The organism is Pseudomonas sp. AC016, assembly GCF_979253365.1.
In genome coordinates this window covers 4393996-4419130 of sequence record NZ_CEEDCC010000001.1, presented here as the reverse complement: position 1 = coordinate 4419130, position 25135 = coordinate 4393996, and the positions used below count along the sequence as shown (strand labels likewise).

General features: G+C 59.8%; 23 protein-coding genes and 1 riboswitch. Of the genes, 13 read left to right on the top strand and 10 right to left on the bottom strand.

Annotated features, from left to right (window positions below; translation table 11 throughout):
• Positions 1–101 precede the first annotated feature (101 nt).
• From rutA to AC0IXS_RS19880, 6 genes are all read left to right on the top strand, one after another.
• Complete coding sequence (rutA, locus tag AC0IXS_RS19905; protein ID WP_057409383.1) at positions 102–1184, top strand: pyrimidine utilization protein A; 1083 nt, start codon at positions 102–104, stop codon at positions 1182–1184.
• Positions 1184–1924 (top strand): pyrimidine utilization protein B, encoded by a 741-nt coding sequence (gene rutB, locus AC0IXS_RS19900; RefSeq protein WP_449117279.1) that lies wholly within the window; start codon positions 1184–1186, stop codon positions 1922–1924. The genes rutA and rutB overlap by 1 nt, the downstream gene beginning before the upstream one ends.
• A gap of 10 nt (positions 1925–1934) precedes the next feature.
• A complete protein-coding gene (rutC, locus tag AC0IXS_RS19895) occupies positions 1935–2318 on the top strand; it encodes a pyrimidine utilization protein C (RefSeq protein WP_004885146.1) in 384 nt (127 codons plus the stop codon).
• A gap of 41 nt (positions 2319–2359) precedes the next feature.
• A complete protein-coding gene (rutD, locus tag AC0IXS_RS19890; RefSeq protein WP_449124374.1) occupies positions 2360–3139 on the top strand; it encodes a pyrimidine utilization protein D in 780 nt (259 codons plus the stop codon).
• 12 nt (positions 3140–3151) lie between these two features.
• Positions 3152–3685 carry an NADH-dependent FMN reductase RutF gene (rutF, locus tag AC0IXS_RS19885; protein ID WP_057409913.1) on the top strand — a complete coding sequence of 178 codons (534 nt, stop codon included), beginning with the start codon at positions 3152–3154 and terminating at the stop codon, positions 3683–3685.
• A gap of 324 nt (positions 3686–4009) precedes the next feature.
• Positions 4010–5209: an HD-GYP domain-containing protein gene (locus AC0IXS_RS19880; RefSeq protein ID WP_449124375.1), complete on the top strand. Its 1200-nt coding sequence runs from the start codon at positions 4010–4012 to the stop codon at positions 5207–5209.
• Here AC0IXS_RS19880 and AC0IXS_RS19875 read toward each other — a convergent pair.
• The 5 genes from AC0IXS_RS19875 to AC0IXS_RS19855 all read right to left on the bottom strand — a co-directional run bounded on the left by AC0IXS_RS19875 (position 5206) and on the right by AC0IXS_RS19855 (position 14350).
• Entirely contained in the window at positions 5206–7938 is a 2733-nt protein-coding gene (locus tag AC0IXS_RS19875; RefSeq protein ID WP_449124376.1) for a winged helix-turn-helix domain-containing protein, read from the bottom strand. The genes AC0IXS_RS19880 and AC0IXS_RS19875 overlap by 4 nt on opposite strands.
• Positions 7939–8159: 221 nt before the next feature.
• Positions 8160–9524: a DUF1329 domain-containing protein gene (locus tag AC0IXS_RS19870; RefSeq protein ID WP_449117282.1), complete on the bottom strand. Its 1365-nt coding sequence runs from the start codon at positions 9522–9524 to the stop codon at positions 8160–8162.
• Between the two features lie 30 nt (positions 9525–9554).
• Positions 9555–11492 carry a DUF1302 domain-containing protein gene (locus tag AC0IXS_RS19865; protein ID WP_137202156.1) on the bottom strand — a complete coding sequence of 646 codons (1938 nt, stop codon included), beginning with the start codon at positions 11490–11492 and terminating at the stop codon, positions 9555–9557.
• 362 nt (positions 11493–11854) lie between these two features.
• The gene (locus AC0IXS_RS19860; protein WP_057409917.1) at positions 11855–13537 is read right to left on the bottom strand and encodes a fatty acid--CoA ligase; all 1683 of its coding nucleotides are present in this window, start codon (positions 13535–13537) and stop codon (positions 11855–11857) included.
• A 183-nt stretch (positions 13538–13720) separates the two neighbouring features.
• Positions 13721–14350, bottom strand: a complete 630-nt coding sequence (locus AC0IXS_RS19855; RefSeq protein WP_004885154.1) for a LysE family translocator — start codon at positions 14348–14350, stop codon at positions 13721–13723.
• An 87-nt stretch (positions 14351–14437) separates the two neighbouring features.
• Between AC0IXS_RS19855 and AC0IXS_RS19850 the strand changes: the two genes are divergently transcribed.
• The 3 genes from AC0IXS_RS19850 (at position 14438) to AC0IXS_RS19840 (ending at position 17423) form a co-directional block, all read left to right on the top strand.
• Entirely contained in the window at positions 14438–15406 is a 969-nt protein-coding gene (locus AC0IXS_RS19850) for a 2-hydroxyacid dehydrogenase (RefSeq protein ID WP_137202154.1), read from the top strand.
• 187 nt (positions 15407–15593) lie between these two features.
• Positions 15594–16592 carry a class I SAM-dependent methyltransferase gene (locus AC0IXS_RS19845; RefSeq protein WP_122668450.1) on the top strand — a complete coding sequence of 333 codons (999 nt, stop codon included), beginning with the start codon at positions 15594–15596 and terminating at the stop codon, positions 16590–16592.
• 38 nt (positions 16593–16630) lie between these two features.
• Positions 16631–16769: riboswitch (yybP-ykoY riboswitch) on the top strand.
• Positions 16770–16838: 69 nt separating this feature from the next.
• Positions 16839–17423: a TMEM165/GDT1 family protein gene (locus tag AC0IXS_RS19840; RefSeq protein WP_099226937.1), complete on the top strand. Its 585-nt coding sequence runs from the start codon at positions 16839–16841 to the stop codon at positions 17421–17423.
• A 60-nt stretch (positions 17424–17483) separates the two neighbouring features.
• Here AC0IXS_RS19840 and AC0IXS_RS19835 read toward each other — a convergent pair whose 3' ends face one another.
• The 4 genes from AC0IXS_RS19835 to AC0IXS_RS19820 all read right to left on the bottom strand — a co-directional run bounded on the left by AC0IXS_RS19835 (position 17484) and on the right by AC0IXS_RS19820 (position 19560).
• Positions 17484–18299, bottom strand: coding sequence for a M48 family metallopeptidase (locus AC0IXS_RS19835; protein WP_122408655.1), 816 nt, complete (start codon positions 18297–18299; stop codon positions 17484–17486).
• Positions 18300–18453: 154 nt separating this feature from the next.
• Entirely contained in the window at positions 18454–19083 is a 630-nt protein-coding gene (locus tag AC0IXS_RS19830; protein ID WP_004885159.1) for an SOS response-associated peptidase, read from the bottom strand.
• A 31-nt stretch (positions 19084–19114) separates the two neighbouring features.
• Positions 19115–19378 carry a putative signal transducing protein gene (locus AC0IXS_RS19825; RefSeq protein WP_004885160.1) on the bottom strand — a complete coding sequence of 88 codons (264 nt, stop codon included), beginning with the start codon at positions 19376–19378 and terminating at the stop codon, positions 19115–19117.
• On the bottom strand, positions 19378–19560 hold the full coding sequence (locus tag AC0IXS_RS19820; RefSeq protein WP_025996322.1) for a CPXCG motif-containing cysteine-rich protein: 183 nt from the start codon (positions 19558–19560) through the stop codon (positions 19378–19380). Before AC0IXS_RS19820 ends, AC0IXS_RS19825 begins: the two co-directional genes overlap by 1 nt.
• Before the next feature lie 105 nt (positions 19561–19665).
• Here AC0IXS_RS19820 and AC0IXS_RS19815 point away from each other — a divergent pair, with 105 nt between their 5' ends.
• Together AC0IXS_RS19815 and AC0IXS_RS19810 are read left to right on the top strand one after the other, a co-directional pair.
• Positions 19666–20829 (top strand): 1-acyl-sn-glycerol-3-phosphate acyltransferase, encoded by a 1164-nt coding sequence (locus AC0IXS_RS19815; RefSeq protein WP_057409919.1) that lies wholly within the window; start codon positions 19666–19668, stop codon positions 20827–20829.
• Between the two features lie 722 nt (positions 20830–21551).
• Positions 21552–21758 (top strand): hypothetical protein, encoded by a 207-nt coding sequence (locus AC0IXS_RS19810; RefSeq protein WP_043305725.1) that lies wholly within the window; start codon positions 21552–21554, stop codon positions 21756–21758.
• A 73-nt stretch (positions 21759–21831) separates the two neighbouring features.
• Here AC0IXS_RS19810 and AC0IXS_RS19805 read toward each other — a convergent pair whose 3' ends face one another.
• Positions 21832–22416 (bottom strand): YajG family lipoprotein, encoded by a 585-nt coding sequence (locus AC0IXS_RS19805; protein ID WP_025993200.1) that lies wholly within the window; start codon positions 22414–22416, stop codon positions 21832–21834.
• A 204-nt stretch (positions 22417–22620) separates the two neighbouring features.
• Between AC0IXS_RS19805 and AC0IXS_RS19800 the strand changes: the two genes are divergently transcribed.
• Both AC0IXS_RS19800 and mqo read left to right on the top strand, forming a co-directional pair.
• Positions 22621–22854: a hypothetical protein gene (locus AC0IXS_RS19800; RefSeq protein WP_122846929.1), complete on the top strand. Its 234-nt coding sequence runs from the start codon at positions 22621–22623 to the stop codon at positions 22852–22854.
• Between the two features lie 725 nt (positions 22855–23579).
• On the top strand, positions 23580–25088 hold the full coding sequence (gene mqo / locus AC0IXS_RS19795) for a malate dehydrogenase (quinone) (protein WP_069145146.1): 1509 nt from the start codon (positions 23580–23582) through the stop codon (positions 25086–25088).
• Positions 25089–25135 lie beyond the last annotated feature (47 nt).

Here is a 25135-nt window from a genome sequence, read left to right as displayed (position 1 = left end):
ATAAAAACGACAAACCAAAGCTGGCCCGCTCCATGCAAGTTCGGTTCAAGTGCCGCCCGTTGTCCCTGGGGCACACATCGACTATCGCAGAGAGGCCTCATATGGACATCGGTATCTTCATCCCCATCGGCAACAACGGCTGGCTGATTTCCAGCAACGCACCGCAGTACATGCCCACCTTCGACCTCAACAAACAGATCGTGCAGAAGGCCGAGCACTACGGTTTCGACTTCGCGCTGTCGATGATCAAGTTGCGCGGCTTCGGCGGCAAGACGCAGTTCTGGGAACACAATCTGGAGTCGTTCACCCTCATGGCCGGACTCGCCGCCGTGACCAGCAAGATCCAGTTGTTCGCCACGGTCGCGACGCTGACCATTCCGCCCGCGATTGCCGCGCGAATGGCGTCGACCATCGACTCGATTTCCAATGGCCGCTTCGGCATCAATCTGGTCACTGGCTGGCAGAAACCCGAATACGAGCAAATGGGCCTGTGGCCGGGCGATGAGTTTTTCCACACTCGCTACGAATATCTGGCCGAATACGCACAGGTGCTGCGTGACCTGTGGGCCACCGGCAGCAGTGACTTTCAGGGCGAACATTTCAGCATGCAGGACTGCCGCGTCAGTCCCCGTCCGCAAGCCGACATGAAGCTGATCTGTGCCGGGCAAAGCGAAGCCGGCATGGCCTTCTCGGCCCAGTACGCCGACTACAACTTCTGCTTCGGCAAAGGTGTGAACACCCCGACCGCGTTCGCGCCCACCGCGCAGAAGCTGATCGAGGCCAACGAACAGACCGGGCGCAACGTCACCTCCTGCGTGCTGTTCATGATCATCGCCGACGACACCGACGAAGCGGCACGCGCTCGTTGGGAGCACATCAAGGACGGCGCCGACGAGGAAGCCATCGCCTGGCTGAGCGACAAGGGCTCGGCCGACAAGAGCGCAGGCTCGAACCTGCGGCAGATGGCCGACCCGACCTCGGCGGTCAATATCAATATGGGCACGCTGGTCGGCTCATGGGCCAATGTGGCGAAAATGCTCGACGAAGTAGCCAGCGTTCCCGGCACTCAGGGCGTGATGCTGACCTTCGACGATTTCGTGAAGGGCGTCGAAGATTTCGGTCAGAAGATTCAGCCACTGATGAACAGCCGCAGTCACATTCTGCCGCTCAAGGAGGTGGTCTGATGAACGCGTCTGCAACGATTGCCGGTGTGGATTTGCCGCCCGATCTGCAACCCGCCCGCGACCTGCCCGCCCGCCCCGAAGCCTTGCGCATGAAAGCTGGCGAGACGGCGCTGGTGGTGGTCGACATGCAGAACGCCTACGCCTCGCTCGGCGGCTACCTGGACCTGGCCGGGTTCGATGTCAGCAGCACGGGACCGGTCATTGCCAACATCAAAAAGGCCTGCGCCGCCGCACGTGCGGCCGGGATCCCGGTGATCTTTTTCCAGAACGGCTGGGACCCGGCCTACGTGGAAGCAGGCGGCCCCGGCTCACCCAACTGGCACAAATCGAATGCGCTGAAGACCATGCGCAAGCGGCCCGAACTTGAAGGTCAGCTGCTGGCCAAGGGCGGCTGGGACTATCAGCTGGTCGATGAACTGAAGCCTGAACCCGGCGATATCGTGGTGCCGAAGATTCGCTACAGCGGATTCTTCAATTCCAGCTTCGACAGCGTGCTGCGCAGCCGTGGCATTCGTAATCTGGTGTTCACTGGAATCGCCACCAACGTCTGCGTCGAATCGACCTTGCGTGACGGCTTTCACCTGGAATATTTCGGCGTGGTTCTGGCCGACGCCACTCATCAGGCAGGCCCCGAGTTCGCTCAGCAGGCCGCCCTGTTCAACATCGAAACCTTCTTCGGCTGGGTCTCCAGCGTCGATGACTTCTGCACCACCTTCAGCCCGATCGGGCAACCTTCGTGAGGATCTGAGCATGACCAAGAAAGCGATCATTCCTGCTGGCACCACCAAGCCGATTGCCCCGTTCGTACCGGGCTCGATGGCCGACGGCGTGCTCTACGTGTCGGGCACCCTGCCTTTCGACAAGGACAACAACGTGGTGCATGTCGGCGATGCGACTGCCCAGACCCGTCACGTGCTGGAAACCATCAAGAGCGTGATTGAAACCGCAGGCGGCACGATGGATGACGTCACCTTCAACATGATCATGATTCGCGACTGGGCCGATTACGCCAAAGTCAACGAAGTGTATGCCGAGTACTTCGCGGGCGAGAAACCGGCGCGCTATTGCATCCAGTGCGGCCTGGTAAAGCCCGAAGCACTCATTGAAATCGCCAGCATCGCCCACATCGGCTGAACCTCGAACGTGGGCGCTCGCCGCCCACCTGGAGCGCCTGCATGTTTCATGAACTTCACGCTTCGCAAACAGCCGACGCCCCGACACTGGTGCTCAGTTCGGGGCTCGGCGGCTCCAGCCGATACTGGGCCGACGACCTGCCGATCCTGACCCGTGACTATCAGGTGCTGGTCTACGATCATGCCGGCACTGGACGCAGCCCCGCCGTATTGCCGCCGGATTATTCCATTCGCCACATGGCGCTCGAACTGCTGGATCTGCTCGACTCGCTCGACATTCAGCGCTGCCACTTCATGGGTCATGCGCTGGGCGGACTGGTCGGCCTTGAGCTGTCGCTGCTGCGCCCACAACTGCTGGACAGTCAGGTGTTGATCAACGCCTGGAGCAGCCCGAATCCGCACAGTACCCGCTGTTTTTCGGTGCGCAAGAAACTGCTGTTGAACAGCGGGCCTGAAGCCTATGTGCAGGCCCAGGCGCTGTTTCTTTATCCGGCCGACTGGATCGCGGCGAACACCACGCGGCTTGCCAGCGACGAGGCGCACGCGCTGGCGCACTTCCCCGACAAGGACAACCTGCTGCGGCGCATTCATGCGCTGGAAAGCTTCGACATCGAGGCGAGCCTTGCGGACATTCGCACACCGACGCTGCTGATCGCCAATCGCGACGACATGCTGGTGCCGTGGCAGCATTCACAGCATCTGGCCGACACGCTCCCCAACGCCAGACTGGTGCTTCTGGAATACGGCGGTCACGCCTCCAACATCACTGACCCACATCCCTTTCATCGAGCCCTGCTCGACTTTCTCAGCGCCCAGGCCTGAAGGACCGTTGCCATGCACACTCAATCCGCAATACGCCCAGCTGAAACCACTGCCGTCACCCAGCTGCAATTTCGCGATGCGATGTCCAGCCTCGCTGCCGCAGTCAACGTGATCACCACCGACGGCCCGCACGGCAGGGCCGGATTCACCGCGACCGCGGTCTGCAGCGTGACCGACCAGCCACCGACGCTGCTGGTCTGCATCAACCGCAGTGCATCGGTGTACGAGGCCTTCGTGGGCAATGGCACCTTGTGCGTGAACACGCTGGGTCACGAGCAGCAGGCGCTGTCCAACCTGTTCGGCGGCAAGAACTCTCAGGCCGAGCGCTTCGCTGGCGGCCAATGGCTGGAAGGTCTGACAGGCGCACCGTTACTCGATGGCGCCAAGCTGGCATTGGACTGCCGAATCAGCCAGTCAGTGAGTGTCGGCACCCACGACATTCTGTTCTGCGAGGTGCAGGACATCCGGCATGAGAGCAAATCGGACGCGCTGGTGTATTTCGGACGTCAATATCATCCGCTGCCCGGTGTCCTGCCTACGATTTGAAAGAACGGTCGGCGCTCTCGGCCGCCGACCACTCTGTCACGGTCATTGATTGTTTTTATCAAGCGCTGGAGGGAAAACCCATTAAAGCTACAACCGACTGATTTAAAACAATAAAAACAGAATCACCAACTTATTGACGTCAGTTAAATACACAAGACCTTTTCCTGAACTGCTGCTTATACTGGCGTTACGAGATCAGGATGATCCTTGCAGTCAATAAGGTGAAGTCATGTCGATCCATCGCCAGATCAGACAATCCAAAGGGGCCGTTGCGCCCTGCTCACGCACAGGCTGCTCCATCGAGCCAGGTCTGGGTGGCTGGGCATGCTGAAAAAAATCCCCGTTTCCGAACTCAGCCTTGGCATGCACATCCATAAGTTCTGTCGCCCCTGGAACAGTGATCCTTTCTGGGTCGCTCACGTCGAAACCGTTCTTCACGATACCGATGTGCTCAAACGCATTCAGTCTTCCGATACGCTCGAGGTCTGGATCGACACGCAACAGGGCCGTGATCATACACCGCAACCCACACCGGCCTTGGCGCATGACGACACCGCAGCGGTCAGCCTTGAACAGGAAGTCGAACGCGCCAGAGCCATTTGCGGCAAGGCCCGCGATGTCGTGATGAACATGTTCAGCGAAGCCCGGATGGGGCACGCCATGAAGATGGACAACGTGGACCTGATGGTCGAGGAAATTTCCAACTCGATACTGCGCCATCCGCACGCCCTGATAAGCCTGTCCCGCCTCAAGACATCGGATGAATACACCTACATGCATTCGGTTGCCGTCTGTGCCTTGATGGTGGCGCTCGCCCGGCGGATGGGCATGAAGGATGAGCAGGTCCGTGAGGCTGGCGTGGCGGGACTCATGCACGACGTCGGCAAGATGATGATTGCACCGGAAGTCCTCAATAAACCCGGCAGGCTGACCGTCGAAGAATTCAGCGTGATGAAGACCCATCCCGAGCAGGGTCTGAAAATTCTCGAGGAGAATCTGCCAGTCGCGGCGCTGGTGATGGACGTCTGTCTGCACCACCATGAAAAGGTCGACGGCTCGGGCTACCCCGATGGATTGCAAGGATCGGACATCAGCATCTTCGCCAGAATGAGCGCGGTCTGCGACGTATATGACGCGATCACCTCTGACCGGCCATACAAGAAAGGCTGGGGTGTCGCGCATTCAATCCGTGAGATGGCTTCCTGGAAAGGCCACTTCGATGACGTGGTGTTCCAGAGTTTCGTCAAGACCGTGGGCATCTATCCGGTAGGTGCGCTGGTGCGTCTGGAAAGCGGACGGCTGGGCGTGGTCATGGAGCAGAGTGACGCGTCGTTGCTGACGCCCAGGGTCAAGGTTTTCATGTCCGCCCGCACCCGCAAGACCTTCGCGCCGCAGGTCATTGATCTGGCGAGCAGCGAAGACCGGGACGCCATTGTCAAAATCGAACTCCCCGCCGACTGGGGACTGGACAGCGTCGATCACCTCTGGTCAGACCTGGCGCCGGATCAGTCCGTCTCGAGCTAGCTCAACAGCCCCAGCGCCTTGGCCCTCGCCACCGCCTGGGTCCGGCGCTCCACGCCCAGCTTGCTGTTGATGTGGCTGGCGTGGGTCTTGACCGTGTGCAGCGAGATGAACAATTGCTCGCTGATTTCCTGATTCGAACAGCCTTGTGCGATCAATCGCAGCACGTCCAGCTCACGCACGCTCAGGCAGTCGCTGCCGTGCACGGACTCTGCGACGGGGCGCGCCTGGCACGCGGGGAGGTGTTCAAGCAACGCGTTACGCACAGCGCAGGGCGGTGCCTGGAGCAGTTGATCACGAAGCCATTGCGGGTGTTCGTCGAGCAATGCACGAAACGCAAACAGCGCACCGCCAGCGGCGGGCTGCAGGCTACGCATCAAGCGTTCCCGGGCTTCGTCATGGCGGGCCGCGTCGAGCAACAGGCCGATATGCTGAGTCATGGCCAAAAGGCCCACCAATTGCGCACCGATCCGCAGGGACTGCTCTTCAAGCGCCAGAAGACGTTTCTCGCTGGCGCAATGATCGCCGTTGATACGGTCCAGCATGGCGCGCTGCAGTTCGATCTGCTGCGATAACTGTGGGTGGCATTCAGGCGCGCCAGCCGCCAGCTCGCCAGTGTAGGTCTGAGTGAGGCGCAGCAACCATGACTCGGCCAGATCGATACGACCCTGCACCAGCCAGAGTTCGCATTTGACCAGCGTGATCATGGCCAGGTAATAAATCGGCGGCACGTCCCAGATATGCATCAGCCGTTCGGCCTCGGCCAGCTCCGCAAAGGCTTCAGCGAAACGCCCTGCGCAGCCCTCCATCGTGGCAATCACACAATGGCCGATGAGCACGCTGATATCGCGACAGGCATGGGCTTCGGCCAGACCGGCGAGCAACTTTGCGCGCCCGACATCGACCTGCATGCACAGCGTCAACAGATAGCCTTCATACAAGGTCAGACGCGCCCGGACCGCGTAAAGACGGGACGAGGACAGTCCTTTGAGGCGCTGTTGACCCTGACGCACCTCTTCGAGCGCCCGCAGGATCTCGCCCCGAGCCTGCAAGGCTCTGGCGCGATCATAGTGGGCGAGCGCTTCGAACAATGGATTTGCGACCCGTTGCGCCAGCTCCAGCGCATCGCGATTCAATGCGCGGGCACGCCACAGATCGCCCTGGGCGATGGCCAGATTGGCAAGCGTCGAAAGGCACACCAGGCGCTGCCCGTAACGTTTTTCGGGCAGGCTGAGCAGGGCTTCGCTGCAATACCGCAGCGTCCTGTCGCTGTCGCCCCGACCACGAGCAATGACGCCACTCAGCGCCAGCCACTGGGCCAGCATGGATTTTTGTGCGGTTGCCGACGGCGCGGGCAGGAAACGACTCAACTGATTGGCCAGTTCTTCAGCCGCATCCAGCTGGCAGGCCAGTCCCAATGCCCAGGCATACAGCACGATCAAACGCGGGGTGCTGGTCAGCAGGCTGTCAGGCAAGTCCATCTTCCAGCGCAGCAACATGCCAACATTCTGCTCAGCCAGCAGTTGCTCTTCGGAGAGGTTCTGCACCAGATTGGCTGCGACATCCAGATGTCCGGCGCGCAAGGCTTGCTCAACGGCTTCGTCAAGCAGGCCCTGGCCGCTGAACCAGCGACAGGCATTCAGGTGCAGGCGTGTCTGTTGCGGGCCACTGGCCTGCCGGGTACGCAGCAGGTCTGAGAACAAATGGTGATAGCGAAACCAGTGGCCCTGCTCGTCGAGCGGCACCAGAAACACCTGATGCGCCTGCAGGTAGCGCAGCATTTCGGCGCTGTCGTGGGTATCCCGGGCCGCGTCGCACAGGGCGCTGCAAAAGCGTTCCAGGCAGGCCGTTTCATAAAGAAACGCCTGAGCCTCGGCAGGCAGGCAGTCGATGACTTCCTCGAGCAGGTACTCGCGAATCATCACCTCGCCGCCATGCAGCGCCTGAGGCAAAGCGTTGTCATCACCGGCTTCGGCAGCCGCCAGCAGCCAGAAACGCAGCCCCGCCACCCAGCCCTCACTGCGCTCAATCAGCCTTTGCAGCGCTTCGTTGTCGAGCGAGCGGCTGTGCCGGCCCAGCAATGCGATGGACTCGTCATGCGTGAGCCGCAGGTCATGTTCGTTGATTTCAAGTAACTGGCGTGAAAGGCGCAGGCGGGCCAGATGCCAGTCAGGTCGCTGACGGCTGGTGACCATTACCACCAGACCCGCCGGCAAATGGTTGAGCAGAAACTGCAGGCAACGATCAAGCACGCTGCCCTGGGCCAGATGGTAGTCGTCGAGTACCAGCAAGAGCGGCTGACTGAGCATCAAGTGAACGGCCAGTTCGTCCAGCAGTCCGTCGAGCCAGGGTTCAAATGCAAACGGCTGATGACGCTGGCGCATCTTCAGCAACCCCATCGCCTGCCCGCCCAATTGCGGAAGGAACTGCTGAAGCCCTGCCAGCAGACGTTCCAGAAAACGTCCAGGATCCTGGTCCCTGGAGCTAAGCCCCAGCCACACGCTTTGCCATTTGTCCGGTAACGCCTGACAGAACTCGATCGCCAGAGAGCTTTTGCCGAACCCCGCCGGAGCACAGACCAGCAGCAATCGCCCAGACAAGCCTTCGTGGAGGCGCTGACACAATCGGGGTCTGGGAACATGGCCATCAGGCAGCGGCGGTCGGAAGAATCGCCCTTCCAACGCAGGAATCGCGCTGTCTGCGAACCCTTGCATACGGGACAGATCAGTCATGGCCGGCTCTTGTGTGAATCGATTTGTTCGGCTTGGCAGTGCTCGGAGACTAGCGGGTTAGCGGATCGTTTTGAAGGTCATCATTGAAAAGACTGTAACAAAATTCCTACGACTTATAAGGCCTGCGGCCAGACGCAAAAAAGCCCCGCGGACGGGGCTTTGCTGTTCAAGCGTTTTCCGCAGAAGCGCTTCGTGTATCCTCAAGCGCTATAAACTGGTGCTTAACGAACGCCCTCCTGACGCAGCGCGTTTGGCGTGAAGTCGCTGGTGCCCGCCGTGAAGCCGAACTCGTAGGCACGTTTCTCTTCGTTCTTCATGCCCAGCGCCACGTAACGGCCCGACTGCAGGTCGTACAATGTTTCAATGGCGTACCACGGCACTTGCTTGTCGTAGTAGTTCTCGGCATGTGCCTCGGCGACGCGCCACAGTTGGCCGCGACCGTCGTAGTGGTCGATCACTGCTGCCTGCCAGGTGTCTTCGTCGATGAAGAAGTCACGCTTGGCATAGATGTGGCGCTGGCCTTCCTTCAAGGTTGCAGTCACGTGCCAGACACGACGCAGCTCGTAACGGGTCAGGTCCTGATTGATGTGACCGGCCTTGATGATGTCGGCGTACTTGAGCGTCGGGTCGTCCAGCTTGTGGCTGTTGGAGGCGATGTACATTTCCTGCTTGCCGATCAGTTTCCAGTCGTAGCGATCCGGCGCGCCGTTGTACATGTCCAGGTTATCGGACGTGCGCAGGCCGTCCGAGGCAGTGCCCGGACCGTCATACGAGACCTGCGGGGCACGGCGCACGCGACGCTGACCGGCGTTGTACAGCCAGGCCGAGCGCGGCTCCTTCACCTGATCAAGCGTTTCGTGGACCAGCAGTACGCCACCGGCCAGACGTGCCGGCGCGGTCACTTCCTGCTTGAAGTAGAACAGCACGTTGCCCGGATTCTTCGGATCGAAATCGCGCATCTTGTCGCGGAACACGAACTGATCGGCAAAGTAAACCAGGCTGTAGGAACCGTTGGGCTGCGGAGTGGCCTGGGTCACCAGACGCTTCACGCTGCCGCCACGGTAGCGAGTGATGTGGTTCCAGATCACTTCAACGCCATTGGCCGGGATCGGAAACGGAATGGCCGTCTCGAAGTTCTCCAGCCCGCTGCCGCCGCCGACCAGTTTGGTGGTCGTCGCGTTACGCTTGATGGCTGCGTAGACATCGTCCGGTACGGTTGCGCCACGATGTGTCGTGTACACCGGAATCCGGTAACTGTCCGGGTAACGCTTGAACATCGCGTATTGGCCGGGTGCCAGCTTGTCCTTGTACTGCTCGACATTGGCCGCCGTAATGGTGAACAACGGCTTTTCGCTGGCGTAAGGATTGGCCAGGAACCCCTTGCTATCGACTGCGCCAGCGTTCTTCGGCATCGGCGTCCAGGCCGAAATGGTGTTCGCTGCGTTACCCGCCTTTTCTGCCCCCATGGGCGTCAAAGACGTCCCCAGTTTTGCCGCCTCGGATTCAGACACCGCCGCCATGACACTGGTCGCCAGCAGCGACACGCTCAGCAGACCGGCTTGCAACAGACCCTTTGTTATTTTCATATTTATCGTCATCCCGAAAAAACCGTGTTCTTAGAAGTTCATGCCGAAGCTGAGCGCAACGAAGTCGCGGTCATCAACCGTGGTGTACTTCCCATCGAAGAAGTTGGTGTAGGAAAGGGCTGCGGTATAGGTGTTCTGGTATTCGGCATCCAGACCGAGGCTGACCGCCTTGCGTCCTTCTTCGAAGTTGCCGCCCGGGCCTGGCGAGTAGCCCTTGACGTCATGCGACCAGGCCACACTCGGACGCAGGTTCACACCGGCGAAGAAGCTGTTGTAGTCCCAGATGGCGCGAGCGCGGTAGCCCCAGGAGTTGGAGGTGGTGAAACCATCGTTCTCGCAGTAGCGGGTCAGGTTGTTCTGGTCGGCACCGGTGAGCGTACCGGCGTTGAGTGTGGCGCATTGGCCACCTGGCAACGGGCCTGGCCCGTAGACCGGGTCACGGCCGTAGCGGATCTCGGACGTGCTTTCCAGACCGCCGACGTGCGTGAAGCCGACCTCGCCCACCAGGGTCAGACGCTCGGCGCCCATGACCTGATCGAAGAACTGGGTGAAAGTGGTCTGCAGCTGGGTGATTTCCTTGCGGCGATAACCCGGCTGGTCGGTGTTGGGCTGACCGTTCAGCAGCGAAACGTTCGGGTTGAGCGGCGAAATGCCCGAATACAGGATGTCGGTGGTGTTGACCTGAACCGGCGCGTTCGGACGGTAGCTGATTTCACCACTCCACGCGGTGCCGGTAGGCAGCGTGGTGGAGAAGCTCAGGCCGTACAGACGAATGTCTTCAGGGTATTCAACGTAGTAGCTGGAGTTACCGGCCACCACGACAGGCAGCAAGGTCGGCGCCAGACGCGCGGCCGTGGCTTGCGGAATGCCATTGCGCACCAGCGAACCTACCAGCCCGGCCGGGCTGAAAGAGGCTGCCGAACCGCCGCGTCCGCTGAAGATCGGCGCACGGCTGTGGTAGTTCATCATGTACGCGCCGAACTCGGTGTCCAGCGGCTCATAGTTGTAACGCAGGGCGAAACCGAACTGGCCGCTGTCACGCGCATCGCGATCAGGGCCACGGCGCACGACCGCGCCTTCGTCAGGATTGCCGAACACCACGCCCTGCTGGCTCAGCGAGTTGAACACGGCGCCGCGCGCGGCAGCCGGCAGACCTGCTGCGGCCAGCGAGGTGTTCAGACCACTGCGGCTGCGCAATACGGCGAGGTTATTGTCACAGCCGTCGGAGATGACGTCGGGTTGGGAAAAGAATGTGCCGCAGTTGTCGGTAACCGTCTGGTCCCACTCGAGCTGGTAGAAACCTTCGGCCGACAGGTTATCGGTCAGGCTCTGCGACAGGTAGAACATGTTGACCGGAATCAGGCCTTCCTTGATTTCCGAGCCAGGCCGACGGAACGCGGACACGTCGATAGGGTTGACGCTGTTGATGCCGCCACCGATGAAGGTGCTTTCACCCCAACTGATAACCTGCTTGCCGAAACGGACCGAGCCCGGCTGATCGGCGATTGAATAGTTGTGGTACACGAAGGCATCGAGCAACTGGAACCCGGACGACTTGGCGCCTTCCTTGCGGTTCGAATCGCTGATGTCCTTGAATTCGCGCCCTTCGTCCTTGAGTTCGAAGTCATACCAGTACTTGCCACGCATGAAGACGCCGGTGTCGCCGTATTTCAGCTCCAGGTCATGAATGCCCTTGAAGATCTTCGAGAACGTCTCCCCACGCTTGAAGTTCAAGTGGCCATCGTCTGACGTCTGGGACAGCCCGCGCCCGCCATTGTTGGCGCCTATAAGGTTCTTGTTGGCCTTTTCGGTCGACCAGCTGGCGCCCACGGAGAGCGAGGAGTCGAAGCTGCCTTCAATCTCGCCGATGTTGAAGGAAACGCCGAAAGCAGGACCGGCGAGCGCAGAGGCAAGACTGACAGCCAGAGGCAGTTTCGCCCGGCGCCAGAAAGGGTTGGTGGTTGTCATCGACGCTACTCCATGTGCTTTTATTGTTATGGCAGGGGGAAAATCCAAAAACGACTCAGCAGTCGAATCAAAAACTGACTGGCAACACTCATCAGGCAGCCTGAATGGCTCCAACACAAAATGTAATTCCGCTCTTGCGCATTCCCTGTGCCGACTATATCCAGCAGGCGCTGATGCTTGATCCCTCTAAAGTGTGATTTGCAGCATCAACGCCTCTGGCCCGCCTGTTCCCGAGGAACTGTGTGACAGGCCTGGAGGGGAGAATGGCTTAAATTGGCGATTTGGCAAGGCGCAGACCGGTGTCCGCGACGCAAGTGCCTGCCGTACTGACTCGTACGGCAGGTGCACTGCCCGCAAATCAGTCACAGCGTGGACAGAAACGTACTGTTGCTGCTCTGCCACTGGACGATATCCAGACGCATCTTTTTCTTGTCGAGCTTGCCGACGCTGGTTTTGGGAATTTCAGTAACAAGCGCGATCTGGCTCGGAATGGCCCACTTGTTGATGTGACCCTGCTCGACGAACGGCTTGAGGTGCTCCTTCAGGATTCGGGCATCCAGCTCATGCCCTTCGCGCACCACCAGCAACGCAAAAGGCCGCTCGCCCCACTGCGGATCAGGAATACCGACCACGGCCACTTCGCGGACGGCGGGGTGCCGACTGCACAGGTCTTCCAGCGCGAGGGAGGAAATCCATTCGCCGCCGGTCTTGATCACGTCCTTGATGCGGTCACGAATGTCGATGAAGCCCATGCCGTCCAGCGTCGCGACGTCACCGGTGTGCATCCAGCCGCCCGCCCACATCTCGGCACCCTTTTCAGGCTCCCGGTAGTAACTCTCGCTCAGCCACGGCGCACGCAACACCAGTTCGCCCTGGGTTTCGCCATCGGCTGGCAGAAAGTTTCCGTGTTCATCGACAATCGCCGCGTCCACCAGCATGCCCGGCACACCCGCCTTGATCCGGTACGTGATGCGCTCGTCTTCACTGCCCGCTTTCAGTTCTTCGTTGATGTGCGCCACGGAAATCAGCGGCCCGGTTTCGGACATGCCGTAAGCCGCCGTGAGCTGAATCCCTTTGGCCTTGGCCGCCTTGTACAGCGTGCGTGTCAGCGAGCTGCCGCCAATGATGATCTTCCAGCCGCCGAAATCGACGTCCGCAGCAGACTTGGCGTTGAGCAGCATCTGCATGATGGTCGGTACACAGTGGGAGAACGTCACCTTCTCCTTGCGCCACAGCTCGACCAGAAGCTCAGGATCGTAACGACCGGGATACACCTGCTTGAGCCCAAGCATGGTGGCGGCGTAGGGCACGCCCCACGCATGCACGTGGAACATCGGGGTGATCGGCATGTAAACGTCATCGGTACCCAGCAGCCGCACGCTGTCGATGCAGCCCATGATGGTCGCGACCCCCATGGTGTGCAGGACCAGTTGCCGGTGGGTGAAGTACACACCCTTCGGGTTACCCGTCGTGCCCGTGGTGTAGAACATGGTGGCAACCGAGTTTTCGTCGAAATCCTCGAATTCGTATTCAGGACTCGCCGCCGCCAGCAGTTCTTCGTATTCACCGACCAGGTCCGGCAAATCCGCTGTCTTTTCCGGCAGATCGGTCAGCAGCAGGGTTTTCTCGACGGTGGTCAGGTGCCCGGCAATAGCGTTGTAAAGGCCCACGAACTCGCTATTGACCAGCACGACCCGGTCGTCGGCATGGTTGATGGTGTAGGCAATCTGCTCGGGCGAGAGTCGCACGTTGACGGTGTGTATCACCGCGCCAATCATGGGAATCGCAAACATGCACTCAAGATACCGATGGCTGTCCCAGTCCATGACTGCCACCGTATCACCAGCCTTGACCCCGGCCGCTGTCAGCGCATTGGCAAGGCGACAGATACGTTCATTGAGTTCGACATAGGTGTAGCGAACAGAATCCCGGTAAACGATTTCACGCGTTTTTTCGTATCGGCTGCCAGACATCAGAAGCCGTTTGAGCAACAGAGGGTACTGATAAGCGCCATCGGCTGGCGGAAGAACGCGAGTCTGTAACATATGAGTCCCTTTCCAAAGTTTACAGGCCAAGCCTGAAATATGGACTCTAGAGCACCGCCTCGCCAGCCAAATCAGCCAAAATGATGATTTGTTCATCCGAGCCATGCAGGCGTCTGGCCAGCCACTCTCCGCTGAACCTGCTCTCGTCTGTCACGCGAACCTGCATGTTCATTTCTCTATAACTCAGTGCACCTCGGTCAGCGCAAGCTTCACACCCAGTGCGATCAATACCCCGCCCATCGCGCGGTCGAACCAGTGGCCCATGCGCGCAAAACCGGCGCGCACCCGTGCCTGGCTGAACAGCCGGGCGACCAGGCAAAACCACAACGCGGTCGCCGCTGCGAGGTAGACACCGTATCCGCCCTGTACCAGCAACGGCGTGTGCGGGTTGATCACCACGGTGAACAGCGACAGGAAAAACAGCGTGGCCTTTGGGTTGAGGCCATTGGTGACGAAACCGCTCACGTAAGCGCCTTTCGCCGTGCGCTCACCCGCCGGGGCCTTGATGACGTCATCCGACGCGCTGGCAGGTTTGGCCCGCAGGGCCTTGAAGCCGATGTACAGCAAGTACGCTGCTGCCGCCCATTTCAAGGCGTTGAACAGCACGATGGATTGCGAAACGATGATCCCGATGCCCAGTAGCGAATAGCCCACATGCACGAAAATCGCCGAGCCGACACCCAGCGCCGCCCAGGTACCGGCCTTGCGACCATGGGTAACACTTTCGCGCACTACAACGGCGAAATCGGGGCCAGGGCTCGCGACGGCCAGCAGATGGATCAGTGCGACGGTGAGAAATTCTGGCCAATACATGATCGGTTCTCCTGGAATGTTGGCAAGCCTGGGCTCTGATAGGCTGATCACACTACGCTTTTCCATTTCTCCGCAAAAGGTACAGCTATGAGCAATCCCGGCAGAGCAGTTTTCCTCGACCACACGTCGCTGGATCTGGGCGATCTGGATCTGGGAACACTGCGTGAAAGTGTTGGCGAACTGGTTTTGCACGCCAGTACGACAGCTGAGCAGGTGGCCGAGCGTCTGAAGGGTGCTCAAGTCGCAATCAGCAATAAGGTCGTGATCGATGCCGGTACGTTCGCGGCGTGTCCGGACCTCAAGCTGGTTCTGGTCACTGCGACGGGCACCAATAACATCGACCTGGTTTCCGCCCGCGAACATGGCGTGACGGTGTGCAATTGTCAGGGTTACGGCACGCCATCGGTGGCCCAGCACACGCTGCTTCTGCTGCTGGCCCTGGCGACGCGCCTGCCGGATTACCAACAGGCTGTGCACCAGGGTCTGTGGCAGAAATCGAAGCAGTTCTGCCTGCTGGATTTTCCGATCGTCGAGCTGGAAGGCAAGACTCTGGGCCTGCTGGGCCATGGCGAACTGGGCGGCGCTGTGGCACGGCTGGCCGAGGCGTTCGGCATGCGTGTGTTGCTGGGGCAGATTCCGGGGCGGCCAGCACGTGCGGATCGCCTGCCACTGGCAGAACTGTTGCCCCAGGTCGATGCGCTCACCCTGCACTGCCCGCTCAACGACAACACACGCGACATGATCGGCGCGCACGAGCTGAGCCTGATGAAACCACATGCATTTATCGTCAACACCGCGCGCGGCGGGCTGATCAATGAACAGGCCCTGGCCGACGCACTGCGCAACGGCCATCTGGGCGGCGCAGCGTCGGACGTGCTGAGCGTTGAGCCTCCGGTCGCAGGCAATCCCCTGCTCGCAGGCGACATTCCGCGCCTGATCATCACCCCGCACAGCGCCTGGGGCGCCAGGGAAGCGCGTCAGCGTATCGTCAGCCAGATCACCGAAAACGCCCGGGCGTTTTTTGCCGGTACGCCGTTCAGGGTGGTGAGTGGCTGATCTTTTACGGCGGCGCAGCGTGCAGGGACGCGGAGCGTCCTGAGCGGCATTCCCACGCGGAGTGAAGGAACGATCAGTGTGAAGCAGACCTGATCGCCAGAGGTTCAGACACTGCGATCCTGCGCCTTTCTCCGGAATGCCCGTTCGCCAATGCTGTTAAACTGCGCGCTTTTTCAGGAGCCATTCCATGGACCCGCGCAGTGAAGTGTTACTCCGTCAGGCCGAGCTGTTTCAGGGCTCGCTGTTGTTGGCCGGATTGCCTGCCGACGACCTGCTCGGGAAACTGCCGCAGGCCCGGGGCTGGTGCTGGCACGCCGGTGATCAGGCTGCGCTGGATGCACGCTTCGAAGGACGCACGCACTTTGGTGTCGAGGCGCCGGAAGAGCCATTCGAGGCCGCCGTGCTGTTCCTGCCCAAGGCCCGCGACCTGACCGATTACCTGCTCAACGCACTGGCCTCGCGCCTTCAGGGTCGCGAGCTGTTTCTGGTCGGCGAGAAACGCGGCGGTATCGAAGCCGCCGCCCGGCAACTGACCCCGTTCGGACGCGCTCGCAAGCTGGACAGCGCGCGTCACTGTCAGCTCTGGCAGGTCACCGTCGAAACCGCCCCGCAGGCAGTCAGCCTGGAAAGCCTCGCCAAGCCTTATCAGATTGACCTGCAGGACGGCCCGCTCACCGTCATCAGCCTTCCCGGCGTATTCAGCCACGGTCGTCTGGATCGAGGTTCGGCGCTTCTGCTGGAAAACATCGACAAGCTGCCAAGCGGCAATCTGCTGGACTTCGGCTGTGGCGCGGGCGTTCTCGGTGCTGCGGTAAAGCGTCGCTACCCGCACAACGAAGTGGTGATGCTGGATGTGGACGCCTTTGCTACCGCCAGTTCGCGTCTGACGCTGGCAGCCAATGGTCTTGAAGCACAGGTTTTGACCGGCGACGGAATCGACGCGGCACCCATGGGATTGAACACGATTCTGAGCAATCCGCCATTTCATGTCGGTGTTCATACTGACTACATGGCGACCGAAAACCTGCTGAGAAAAGCACGCCAACATCTGAAATCAGGTGGCGAACTGCGCCTGGTCGCGAATAATTTCCTGCGCTATCAACCGCTGATAGAAGAGCATGTCGGGGCCTGCGAAGTCCGTGCCCAAGGCAACGGTTTCAAGATCTACAGCGCCAAACGTTCTTGAAATAAGAGCTTGCCGAAAGGATTCTGCAAGGGCAGAATCCGCTCCGTCCTAGGGGAGTAGTCTCCCACGAGCCTCACGCTCGTCCGGCACGTATCAACATACTTGGTCCTCAGACCATGGTGCGTGCGACCCAGAATCCGCTCAGACGGATCGGTGGTTTGACAAGACCTATGACACGAACACCTTACCCGGGGCGGGAAGGCTGTACGTGTCATAGCCGTGTCGACCCGCCCCTTAGGAAACCTGATGCTGGAATCACTCTTAATCCCTACCGCAGTCGTTGCGCTCGCCGAGATCGGTGACAAGACGCAATTGCTCGCGCTTATCCTCGCCGCACGTTTCCGCAAACCCTGGCCCATCATCGCCGGCATCGTCGCCGCGACCCTGGCCAACCATGCGGCGGCCGGCGCAGTAGGGGCCTGGTTCAGCAGCTTCCTTTCCGACGCAGTCCTGCATTGGATTCTGGCCGCAAGCTTCACCGCCACTGCGCTCTGGACTCTGGTTCCGGACAAGATGGACGATGATGAAGCCAGCACGGCACGCAAGTTCGGCCCGTTCATGACCACCCTCATCACCTTCTTCATCGCTGAAATCGGCGACAAGACCCAGATCGCGACCGTCATGCTGGCCGCGCAGTATTCGCATCTGTGGCTGGTGATCATCGGCACCACGGTCGGCATGCTGATCGCCAACGTGCCTGTGGTACTGGCGGGTAATTTCGCAGCAGACAAACTGCCGCTGACCATGATTCGTCGACTGGCCGCCTGCGCCTTCTTCGTACTGGCACTGGTCGCGGTGTACAAGGCCATGCAGGTCAGTGGCTGGATTTGACGCTTGACTGGATCAGGCGCGTTGCAGGTTGTCAGGCAACGCGCCGTTCATGGAGGTCGATCAGGACTTGGGAGCGCTCTGATACAGCGGCATCACCTTGGGAATCGCAGCCTGCAGAGAGGCTATACGGTTCTCGGAAGCCGGGTGAGTGCTCAGGAACTCGGGCTGTGAACCACCGGCGTTCTGAGTCATTTTCTGCCAGAGGGTGATTGCCGCGTTGGGGTTGTAACCGGCGCGTGCAGCCAATTCCAGGCCCAGCAGATCGGCTTCGTTTTCGTTGCTGCGGCTGTTGGGCAGGGTCAGACTGTATTTAACTGCGGTGTCGGTCATCGCAATGCCTTCCTGACTCAGACCGAGCAGGGCGGCGCCCTGCTTGGCTATTCCCACGCCATAAGCCTTGGACATCGCTTCTCGGCCATGCTCGCGCAATGCGTGGGCGATTTCATGGCCCATGACCGCAGCGATTTCGTCGTCGGTCAGCTTCAGCGTGTCAATCAGGCCCGTAAAGAAAATGATCTTGCCGCCAGGACCGCAGTTGGCGTTAAGGTCATCGCTCTTGATCAGGTTCACTTCCCACTGCCACTGGGCCGAATCGGGACGTAGCTTCGGCGCCTGGGCAATCAGTCGCTTGGCAATCGCATTGACGCGCTTGGCGTCTGAGCTGGTGGTGTCCAGCACGCCTTTACTGCTCGCCTCGCCTACCGTCTGCTGGTAGGACTGGGCGTACATTTTGTTCACTTCATCCGTGGTCAACATGCTGAACATGTACTGCTTGCGCTCGACACCTACCGAATCACCGGTCGTGGTATTGACGGCCTGACACCCGCCGAGCAGTAACGCAGCGCTCAAGGCACAGAGGGCAAATGACTGACGCATGGTGAATCTCCTTGTTCGTGAGGCGGTCATCCTAGGACGTGAATACGCCCAGCGCCAGATACCAGCCAATTGCCATATTGGTACATGCCCGTGGTAAATGGTTCCTTGGGTATGCCAGGTGTGTATCAGGCGCGTGTCAGCTTATACACATTTATCAACTCAGCGGCGTAAGACACTCTGGCGCATTGAGCTTCGGGTCGTTCACCAGATTGGCCAGTGGCCGTTCACGCAGAGCGACTTGCGGCGCAGCCAGCAAGGCTTGCAGTTTAGGGAGCGGCGTATCGGACGCCAGCCAGGCTTTCTGCCCTTCGGCATCCAGAATCAAGGGACGGCGCTGAGTGGCGGCGGCCTGAGTCACCACTGCGACACTCAGGTAGGTATGACCCTGAACCGGATAGGCTTCCCAGATCGCTGCAAAAAACAAGGCTGAGCCTTCCCCCGGAGTGAGCCAGAACGGACGCTTGCGCGAGGTGCCGCGCCATTCATAAAAGCCATTGGCGGGAAGCAGGCAGCGCCGCTGCTTGAAGGCTTCGCGAAACATGGGCTGCTCGGCCACGGTTTCAGCGCGTGCATGAGCCGGGGTTTTCGACAGATCCGTCAGCCAGGCCGGGGTCAGGCCCCAGCGGGCACGCACCAGTTCGATGTCGCCGCCCTCTTCGGCGGCGCGCATGATCAACACCCAGTCGGCCGGAGAAATATTCCACTGGGCCTGCTGGTCAGCCGGAAAACCGGGCAAGGCCGCAAAGGCGGGGGTCCAGCGAAACAGGGCATAACGTCCACACATGAGGGGTAATCGGACTCTTTAAAGACGGCGTTCAGCACACCAGTACATCGGGAAAACTGTCCGGCTCATCGCCACCGGACAACGGCGAAGCGGCATTGTACGCAGTGATCAGTTCCCGTGCGCGCTCGACCTTGTCGTCGTCGACAGTGATCCACAGCAGGCCGAACACCGGCAACTCACCCATGCCACCCAGAAGATCACGGCCCGTGAGGCCCGCTTCGATCCCTTCACTGGCCAGCATGCCTTGCAGCAACTCGCCTTCCATGAGGTTTTCCGGCTCGTAGATTCTCTGCATCACTCGTTCTCAGTGCGTACATCCAGCGTCCATTGCTCGCCGTCGGTCTGGAGGTCGAATACGATCGGGCGGCAGCAGACCTGACAGTCTTCAATATACTGTTGATCACCGCCGGACAGATCCAGTAACGCTTCAACGGGCTCGCCGCAGTAAGGGCAGTCGTAACTCTGTAATTCCTGCATCGCGGTCTCCGGGATCAGTTGTGCGTATAATTGCGCCATTCTTTGAAGGTTGTCGTGAAAAACCTGCCTTCTTTTTACCCTATCCGATTCCAACAAGAGAGCATGATGGGCGAATTCGATGCCATCCGACCTTACAACGATTCAGAAGTCCCAGCCGTTCTGGCACGTCTGCTGAGTGATAAAGCCTTTCTCGCGATTCTGACCAAATTCCGTTTTCCTCGTCTGGCGCCTGCGTTCGGCTGGTTTCTGCAACCGACCCTGGCCCGCAAGCTGCGCCGTGAGTTCGCCGGTATCGATTCGGTCGCCACACTGCAGGACAAAGTCGAGTACTACGTCGACCACACCATCGAGCGCGCCACCGACGGCGTCACCTATACCGGCGTCGAGCAACTCAAGTCCGGCTGTGCCTATCTGTTTCTGGCCAACCACCGCGATATCGTGATGGACCCGGCGTTCGTCAACTACGCCGTGTACCACGCAGGCCTGCCGACGCCGCGCATTGCGATTGGCGACAACCTGCTGCAGAAGCCCTTTGTCAGCGACCTGATGCGCCTGAACAAGAGTTTTATCGTGCATCGCTCGATCATCGGGCGACGCGAGAAGATGGCGGCCTATCAGTTGCTGTCGGCGTACATCAATCACTCGATCACCAAGGACTGCCAGTCGATCTGGATTGCCCAGGCCGAAGGTCGCGCCAAGGACGGAGATGACCGTACCGAGTCGGCGATCCTCAAGATGTTTCACATGAGCCGCAAGGATGAGCCTTTCGGCGATGTGATTCGTTCGCTGAACCTGATTCCGGTGTCCATCAGCTACGAATACGATCCCTGCGATCAGGCCAAGGCACGCGAGCTGTATATCCGCGCCACCACTGGCGTCTACACCAAGACGCCGGGTGAGGACGACGTGAGCATCGCGTTGGGCATCACCGGCTATAAAGGTCGCGTGCACGTGAACTTCGCGCCGCCGATCACCGAGCATTTCGAAGACACCAAGCAACTGGCCATCGAGATGGATCGGCAGATCCTCGGGGGCTATCGCCTGTTCCCGGTGCATTACCTGGCGTACGCGCAGTGGGCCGATGCCGACCCGGCCCTGAACGTGCCGCTGGCTGCCGACCTGTTCCCTGCCGACGAACTCAATCGCGCCAAGGATGAATGGGAAAGCAGACTGGCAGGCGCGCCCGCCGAGCACCGTCCTTATCTGGTGCAGCAATATGCGATGCCCGTGCGTAATCAGTACCGGGTCAAGGCAGGCATGGCGCTTTGAGTCGCCGGTGATCGTGCCAATTTGATCACGGCCGGACGCGGAGCATCCTGGGAGGCGTTACCACGCAGAGCATGGGAACGAGCGGAGGTCTCAGACACACTGATCGTGCCCATGCTCTGCGCTCATCGTTATACACAAGTCATTTGGCTACCCAGTGAGGCAGCGGCACTGATGCGCTTTTGTATCGCGATGGCATGAACACCGCAGATCGCGACGTGAGTGAAGGCTTCGTCCTGGCGCTGATTCGGGGGGCAATCGGCATGGATGCCGATTGAGCTGCACTGGGCCATGGATGGCCCATTTGCAGCGACCCCCGAATCAGTGTCAGGACGAAGGAACCCCGGCGAAGCCGGGGCCGGAACCGGAGCAAAAGGCTTTGCTTACTTTGGCCTCTCAAAGTAAGTCGCCGAGGGGCGAAAAGGTGACTGAAGCCATGCGCTCGGCTCACTGAGTCCGCAGTCTGTGCCATTTGTGACGCGGAGCGTCACGGGAGGCATGCCCACGCGGAGCGATGGGCACGATCAGTGTCGAGGCGGACTTCTGTATAACGACGAGTGCTACGCGTGGGCACGCAGCTCGTGAAGATTGCGCATTCAGTGAGCCAAGCCCACGGCTCGAATCATCCTGTAAGAAATTTCCCTCGCGCTGTCACCTAACCGTAACGCGCCCTCGGCATTGTGTGGCTCCTCAAGAAACGGACTTCCTTCCTTTTGGAGCTTGTCATGCTGCATGCAAAAAACCAGGACCGCCTTTATCTGATCGCGCAGAGCGATGAACAGCAGGAGCTGATCGATGCCCTGTCGTTCAACGTTCAGGACCGCCACTGGCTGGTCTACTGCGCCTTGGGCGGTCACGTTCATCATGATCTGCCGGATATGGATCAAGACACCGGCTTCAGCTTTCTGGACTTTTATCAGCAGGCAGCCTGATCCAGCCAGCGACCTGCAGATGTAAAAAAGCCCGGCCCTCTCATCGAGGGCCGGGCTTTTTGTTCGCGGTGATTTACTGCGACAGGGTCGAACCAATGGTCGGATCCTGGAACACGCGAGTCAGCGCATCGCTCAGGACGTCACTCACCAGCTTGGTGTTGGTTTCCTGGTTCGGCGCCATACCGAAACGCTGATCCAGCGACGCGGCATAACGACCGCTGTAGTTACGGCCATTGTTGCGAACGTCGGCGCGGAAGGTCGAGCTGATGGTGGCTTCGGTCACGTACAGGCCTTCTTTAGGCGACTGATACTTGAGGTCAGCGAGGGTCACGGTCAACTGAGGTGCATTGCCGCCACCCTGAGTCGGGGTAAAGCCCAGCAGACGCACGGCAGCTTCAGCCTGGGCTTGCAGCTTGGGTACGATGTCGTTGCCGCTGACGCTGATCGAACTGGTCTCCGGGTACATGCCGCCGCGCGTGCCCAGCGTCGGGCCAGGACGACCGTCTACCACGCGCACGATGACCGGCTGACCGCGTCCGACAGGCGCGAGTTGTGCGTTCAGCTTGGGTTGCGGGCTGAGTTGTTGCGGGCTATGGGCACAGCCCACCAGGGTCAAACTGCTTACAGCAAGCAAACCGAACAAAAGGCGACGCAGCATGCTCATCTCTCCAAGGACCAGACACTAAATGTGCCGCAGTATAGCGGCGTGCAACACCGGCAAACCAGTGTCCGCCAACCGACAAGGCTGGGACCGTCATAAACCGTGGATGGTTCAGGTTCCCGAGATGTAATCAGGGCGTCATATCTGCGCGGCAGACTTGCCTTCACTGCCTCGACGCTCACTCACGAAAGGAGCTGCGCCATGAACCTTTTCTGGTCCCTCTTCACCGCACGCCCACAGCACCGCCACTACGCCCGTGTGGACCACGCCGGTATCTGCCGCGCGTTCAAGCACTGCGCCGAGCGTCCGTCAGGACATGAGTGGGTCGAAGTGACCGAGCAGCGACTCAACTGGTTGAACCGGCCACTGCCCGCCAGCGCCCGTGTTGCGCAGCGTGACGTGCGAGCAACACGCCGCCAGTTAATCACTGCCTGACCCGATCACGAATAAAAGTCACTTAAACCGATCAATTTCAGTCGTTTCATCGCTATAATCTCCCCCCGATTATAAGGACGTCTCCTGATCGGGCCTCGCAGCATTGCTAATCGCCGTATTAGCGCCTCCGTTCTGCCCACAGAGAGCCGCCCACACAGGTCATTGCACGCCGGTGTGCTCGATGAATGGTGCAGAATCGCTCGAATCCCATCGAACCTTTCTGGTCTGTCAGCGCCTCACCTTGTATGCAGCGATCTGCCAGAGCTGCTATCGCAGCCATTTTTGAGGTTTGGTTCGCGTTTCCAAAAGAACGTGAAAAACGGTTTCACTACTTCACAAGAGTGTGGCGAGCAAATGAATAGGTACGCGTTTGTAAATGCACCATCAGCGTCTGAACCGGCCCTTTTGAACAGGACTGACCGCGACTGCGCCTCCATTACCGGGGCCTGACGATGATCGTCGGGTTCAGGTCGCGTGCGTGACTTGTACCGTGACGATGGTCGAATGGCCGAGCAGGGTCGAACATGCGTTCATGCCCCAATGATGAACCTTGATCGAGCCTGACCGGGACCTGCGCGAGAGATGCGAAAAATTGCGAAGAATCGGACAGGCGATCCTGGCCGGGAAGCGATGGGCACAACCCAGACCCTTGCCCCGACATCCCGGCACACAGCCTCAGGATCGTATGCCGTCAATTTGGTGCTGCAGATTTTGGAGACGCGTTAATGGCGCATAACGAAGCAGTCGATGTAGTACTGGTCGGAGCCGGCATCATGAGTGCCACGCTGGCCGTACTGCTCAAAGAGCTCGACCCCGGCCTCAAGCTGGAAGTCGTTGAGCTCATGGACTCCGGTGCTGCAGAGAGTTCCAACCCTTGGAACAACGCAGGCACCGGCCACGCCGGCCTGTGCGAACTCAACTACACCCCGCCCGCTGCCGATGGCTCCATCGACATCAAGAAAGCGGTGCACATCAACACCCAGTTCGAAGTGTCGAAGCAGTTCTGGGCCTACCTGGCTCGTAAAGGCACCTTCGGTTCGGCGAAGTCATTCATCAACCCGGTGCCGCACCTGAGCTTTGTTCAGGGCGAAAATGGCATCTCGTTCCTCAAGACCCGCTTCGAGGCGATGCGCAAGCATCACGCGTTCTCGTCGATGGAGTACACCGAAGACAGGGCCCGGCTTGCCGAGTGGATGCCGCTGATGATGCCGGGCCGTCCGGCCGACGAAAAAATCGCCGCGACGCGCATGATGAACGGCACCGACGTCAACTTCGGTGCACTGACCAATCAGTTGCTCAAGCACCTCTCCAGCGCGCCTGACGCTCAGGTCAAGTACTGCAAACGCGTGACCGACCTGACCCGCAAGGGCGATGGCTGGACCGTCACCATCAAGGACGTGAACAGCGGCGGCACGCGGCAGATCGACGCCAAATTCGTGTTCCTCGGTGCAGGTGGCGCGGCACTGCCGTTGCTGCAGATGTCCGGCATCGAGGAGAGCAAGGGTTTCGGTGGTTTCCCGGTCAGTGGCCAGTGGCTGCGTTGCGACAACCCGGAAGTGGTCAAGCATCACCAGGCCAAGGTCTACAGCCAGGCCGCGGTGGGTTCGCCGCCGATGTCGGTGCCGCACCTGGATACCCGCGTCGTCGATGGCAAGAAGTCCCTGCTGTTCGGACCTTACGCCGGTTTCACCACCAAGTTCCTGAAGCACGGTTCGTTCCTGGACCTGCCGCTGTCGGTGCGCGTGGCCAACATCAAGCCGATGCTGGCGGTGGCCCGCGACAACATGGACCTGACCAAGTACCTGGTCAGTGAAGTGATGCAGTCCATGGAGCAGCGTCTTGAGTCGTTGCGTCGCTTCTACCCGGAAGCCAAAGCCGAAGACTGGCGCCTGGAAGTGGCCGGTCAGCGCGTGCAGATCATCAAGAAAGACGCCAAGAAAGGCGGTGTGCTGCAATTCGGCACCGAGCTCGTCTCGGCGAAGGATGGCTCACTCGCAGCATTGCTCGGTGCTTCGCCGGGCGCCTCGGTGACGGTCTCGATCATGCTGGAACTGATCGAACGCTGCTTCCCGGAAAAAACCCGCACCGAGTGGGCTGCCAAGCTCAACGAGATTTTCCCGGCTCGGGAAAAGGCGCTGGAAACCGACGCAGAGCTTTACGAGCGTGTCAGCACCCAGAACGATGAGAATCTGGAACTGACTGAAAAAACCAATCAGGAACAGAGCTTCGCCTGATTTGACTACTGCTCGTTGAATTGAAAAACCCCGTGGACTCCAGCGAG

Bases quoted from the DNA above. Each gene is read 5' to 3' on its own strand.
- AC0IXS_RS19840 (WP_099226937.1), top strand. From the start codon at position 16,839: ATGCTGGAATCACTCTTAATCCCTACCGCAGTCGTTGCGCTCGCCGAG.
- AC0IXS_RS19805 (WP_025993200.1), bottom strand. From the start codon at position 22,416: ATGCTGCGTCGCCTTTTGTTCGGTTTGCTTGCTGTAAGCAGTTTGACC.
- rutF (WP_057409913.1), top strand. From the start codon at position 3,152: ATGCACACTCAATCCGCAATACGCCCAGCTGAAACCACTGCCGTCACC.
- AC0IXS_RS19825 (WP_004885160.1), bottom strand. From the start codon at position 19,378: ATGCAGAGAATCTACGAGCCGGAAAACCTCATGGAAGGCGAGTTGCTG.
- rutD (WP_449124374.1), top strand. From the start codon at position 2,360: ATGTTTCATGAACTTCACGCTTCGCAAACAGCCGACGCCCCGACACTG.
- AC0IXS_RS19835 (WP_122408655.1), bottom strand. From the start codon at position 18,299: ATGCGTCAGTCATTTGCCCTCTGTGCCTTGAGCGCTGCGTTACTGCTC.
- AC0IXS_RS19875 (WP_449124376.1), bottom strand. From the start codon at position 7,938: ATGACTGATCTGTCCCGTATGCAAGGGTTCGCAGACAGCGCGATTCCT.
- AC0IXS_RS19870 (WP_449117282.1), bottom strand. From the start codon at position 9,524: ATGAAAATAACAAAGGGTCTGTTGCAAGCCGGTCTGCTGAGCGTGTCG.
- AC0IXS_RS19820 (WP_025996322.1), bottom strand. From the start codon at position 19,560: ATGCAGGAATTACAGAGTTACGACTGCCCTTACTGCGGCGAGCCCGTT.
- AC0IXS_RS19855 (WP_004885154.1), bottom strand. From the start codon at position 14,350: ATGTATTGGCCAGAATTTCTCACCGTCGCACTGATCCATCTGCTGGCC.
- AC0IXS_RS19845 (WP_122668450.1), top strand. From the start codon at position 15,594: ATGGACCCGCGCAGTGAAGTGTTACTCCGTCAGGCCGAGCTGTTTCAG.
- AC0IXS_RS19830 (WP_004885159.1), bottom strand. From the start codon at position 19,083: ATGTGTGGACGTTATGCCCTGTTTCGCTGGACCCCCGCCTTTGCGGCC.
- rutB (WP_449117279.1), top strand. From the start codon at position 1,184: ATGAACGCGTCTGCAACGATTGCCGGTGTGGATTTGCCGCCCGATCTG.
- AC0IXS_RS19810 (WP_043305725.1), top strand. From the start codon at position 21,552: ATGCTGCATGCAAAAAACCAGGACCGCCTTTATCTGATCGCGCAGAGC.
- AC0IXS_RS19800 (WP_122846929.1), top strand. From the start codon at position 22,621: ATGAACCTTTTCTGGTCCCTCTTCACCGCACGCCCACAGCACCGCCAC.
- rutA (WP_057409383.1), top strand. From the start codon at position 102: ATGGACATCGGTATCTTCATCCCCATCGGCAACAACGGCTGGCTGATT.
- AC0IXS_RS19850 (WP_137202154.1), top strand. From the start codon at position 14,438: ATGAGCAATCCCGGCAGAGCAGTTTTCCTCGACCACACGTCGCTGGAT.
- AC0IXS_RS19815 (WP_057409919.1), top strand. From the start codon at position 19,666: ATGGGCGAATTCGATGCCATCCGACCTTACAACGATTCAGAAGTCCCA.
- rutC (WP_004885146.1), top strand. From the start codon at position 1,935: ATGACCAAGAAAGCGATCATTCCTGCTGGCACCACCAAGCCGATTGCC.
- AC0IXS_RS19865 (WP_137202156.1), bottom strand. From the start codon at position 11,492: ATGACAACCACCAACCCTTTCTGGCGCCGGGCGAAACTGCCTCTGGCT.
- AC0IXS_RS19860 (WP_057409917.1), bottom strand. From the start codon at position 13,537: ATGTTACAGACTCGCGTTCTTCCGCCAGCCGATGGCGCTTATCAGTAC.
- AC0IXS_RS19880 (WP_449124375.1), top strand. From the start codon at position 4,010: ATGCTGAAAAAAATCCCCGTTTCCGAACTCAGCCTTGGCATGCACATC.
- mqo (WP_069145146.1), top strand. From the start codon at position 23,580: ATGGCGCATAACGAAGCAGTCGATGTAGTACTGGTCGGAGCCGGCATC.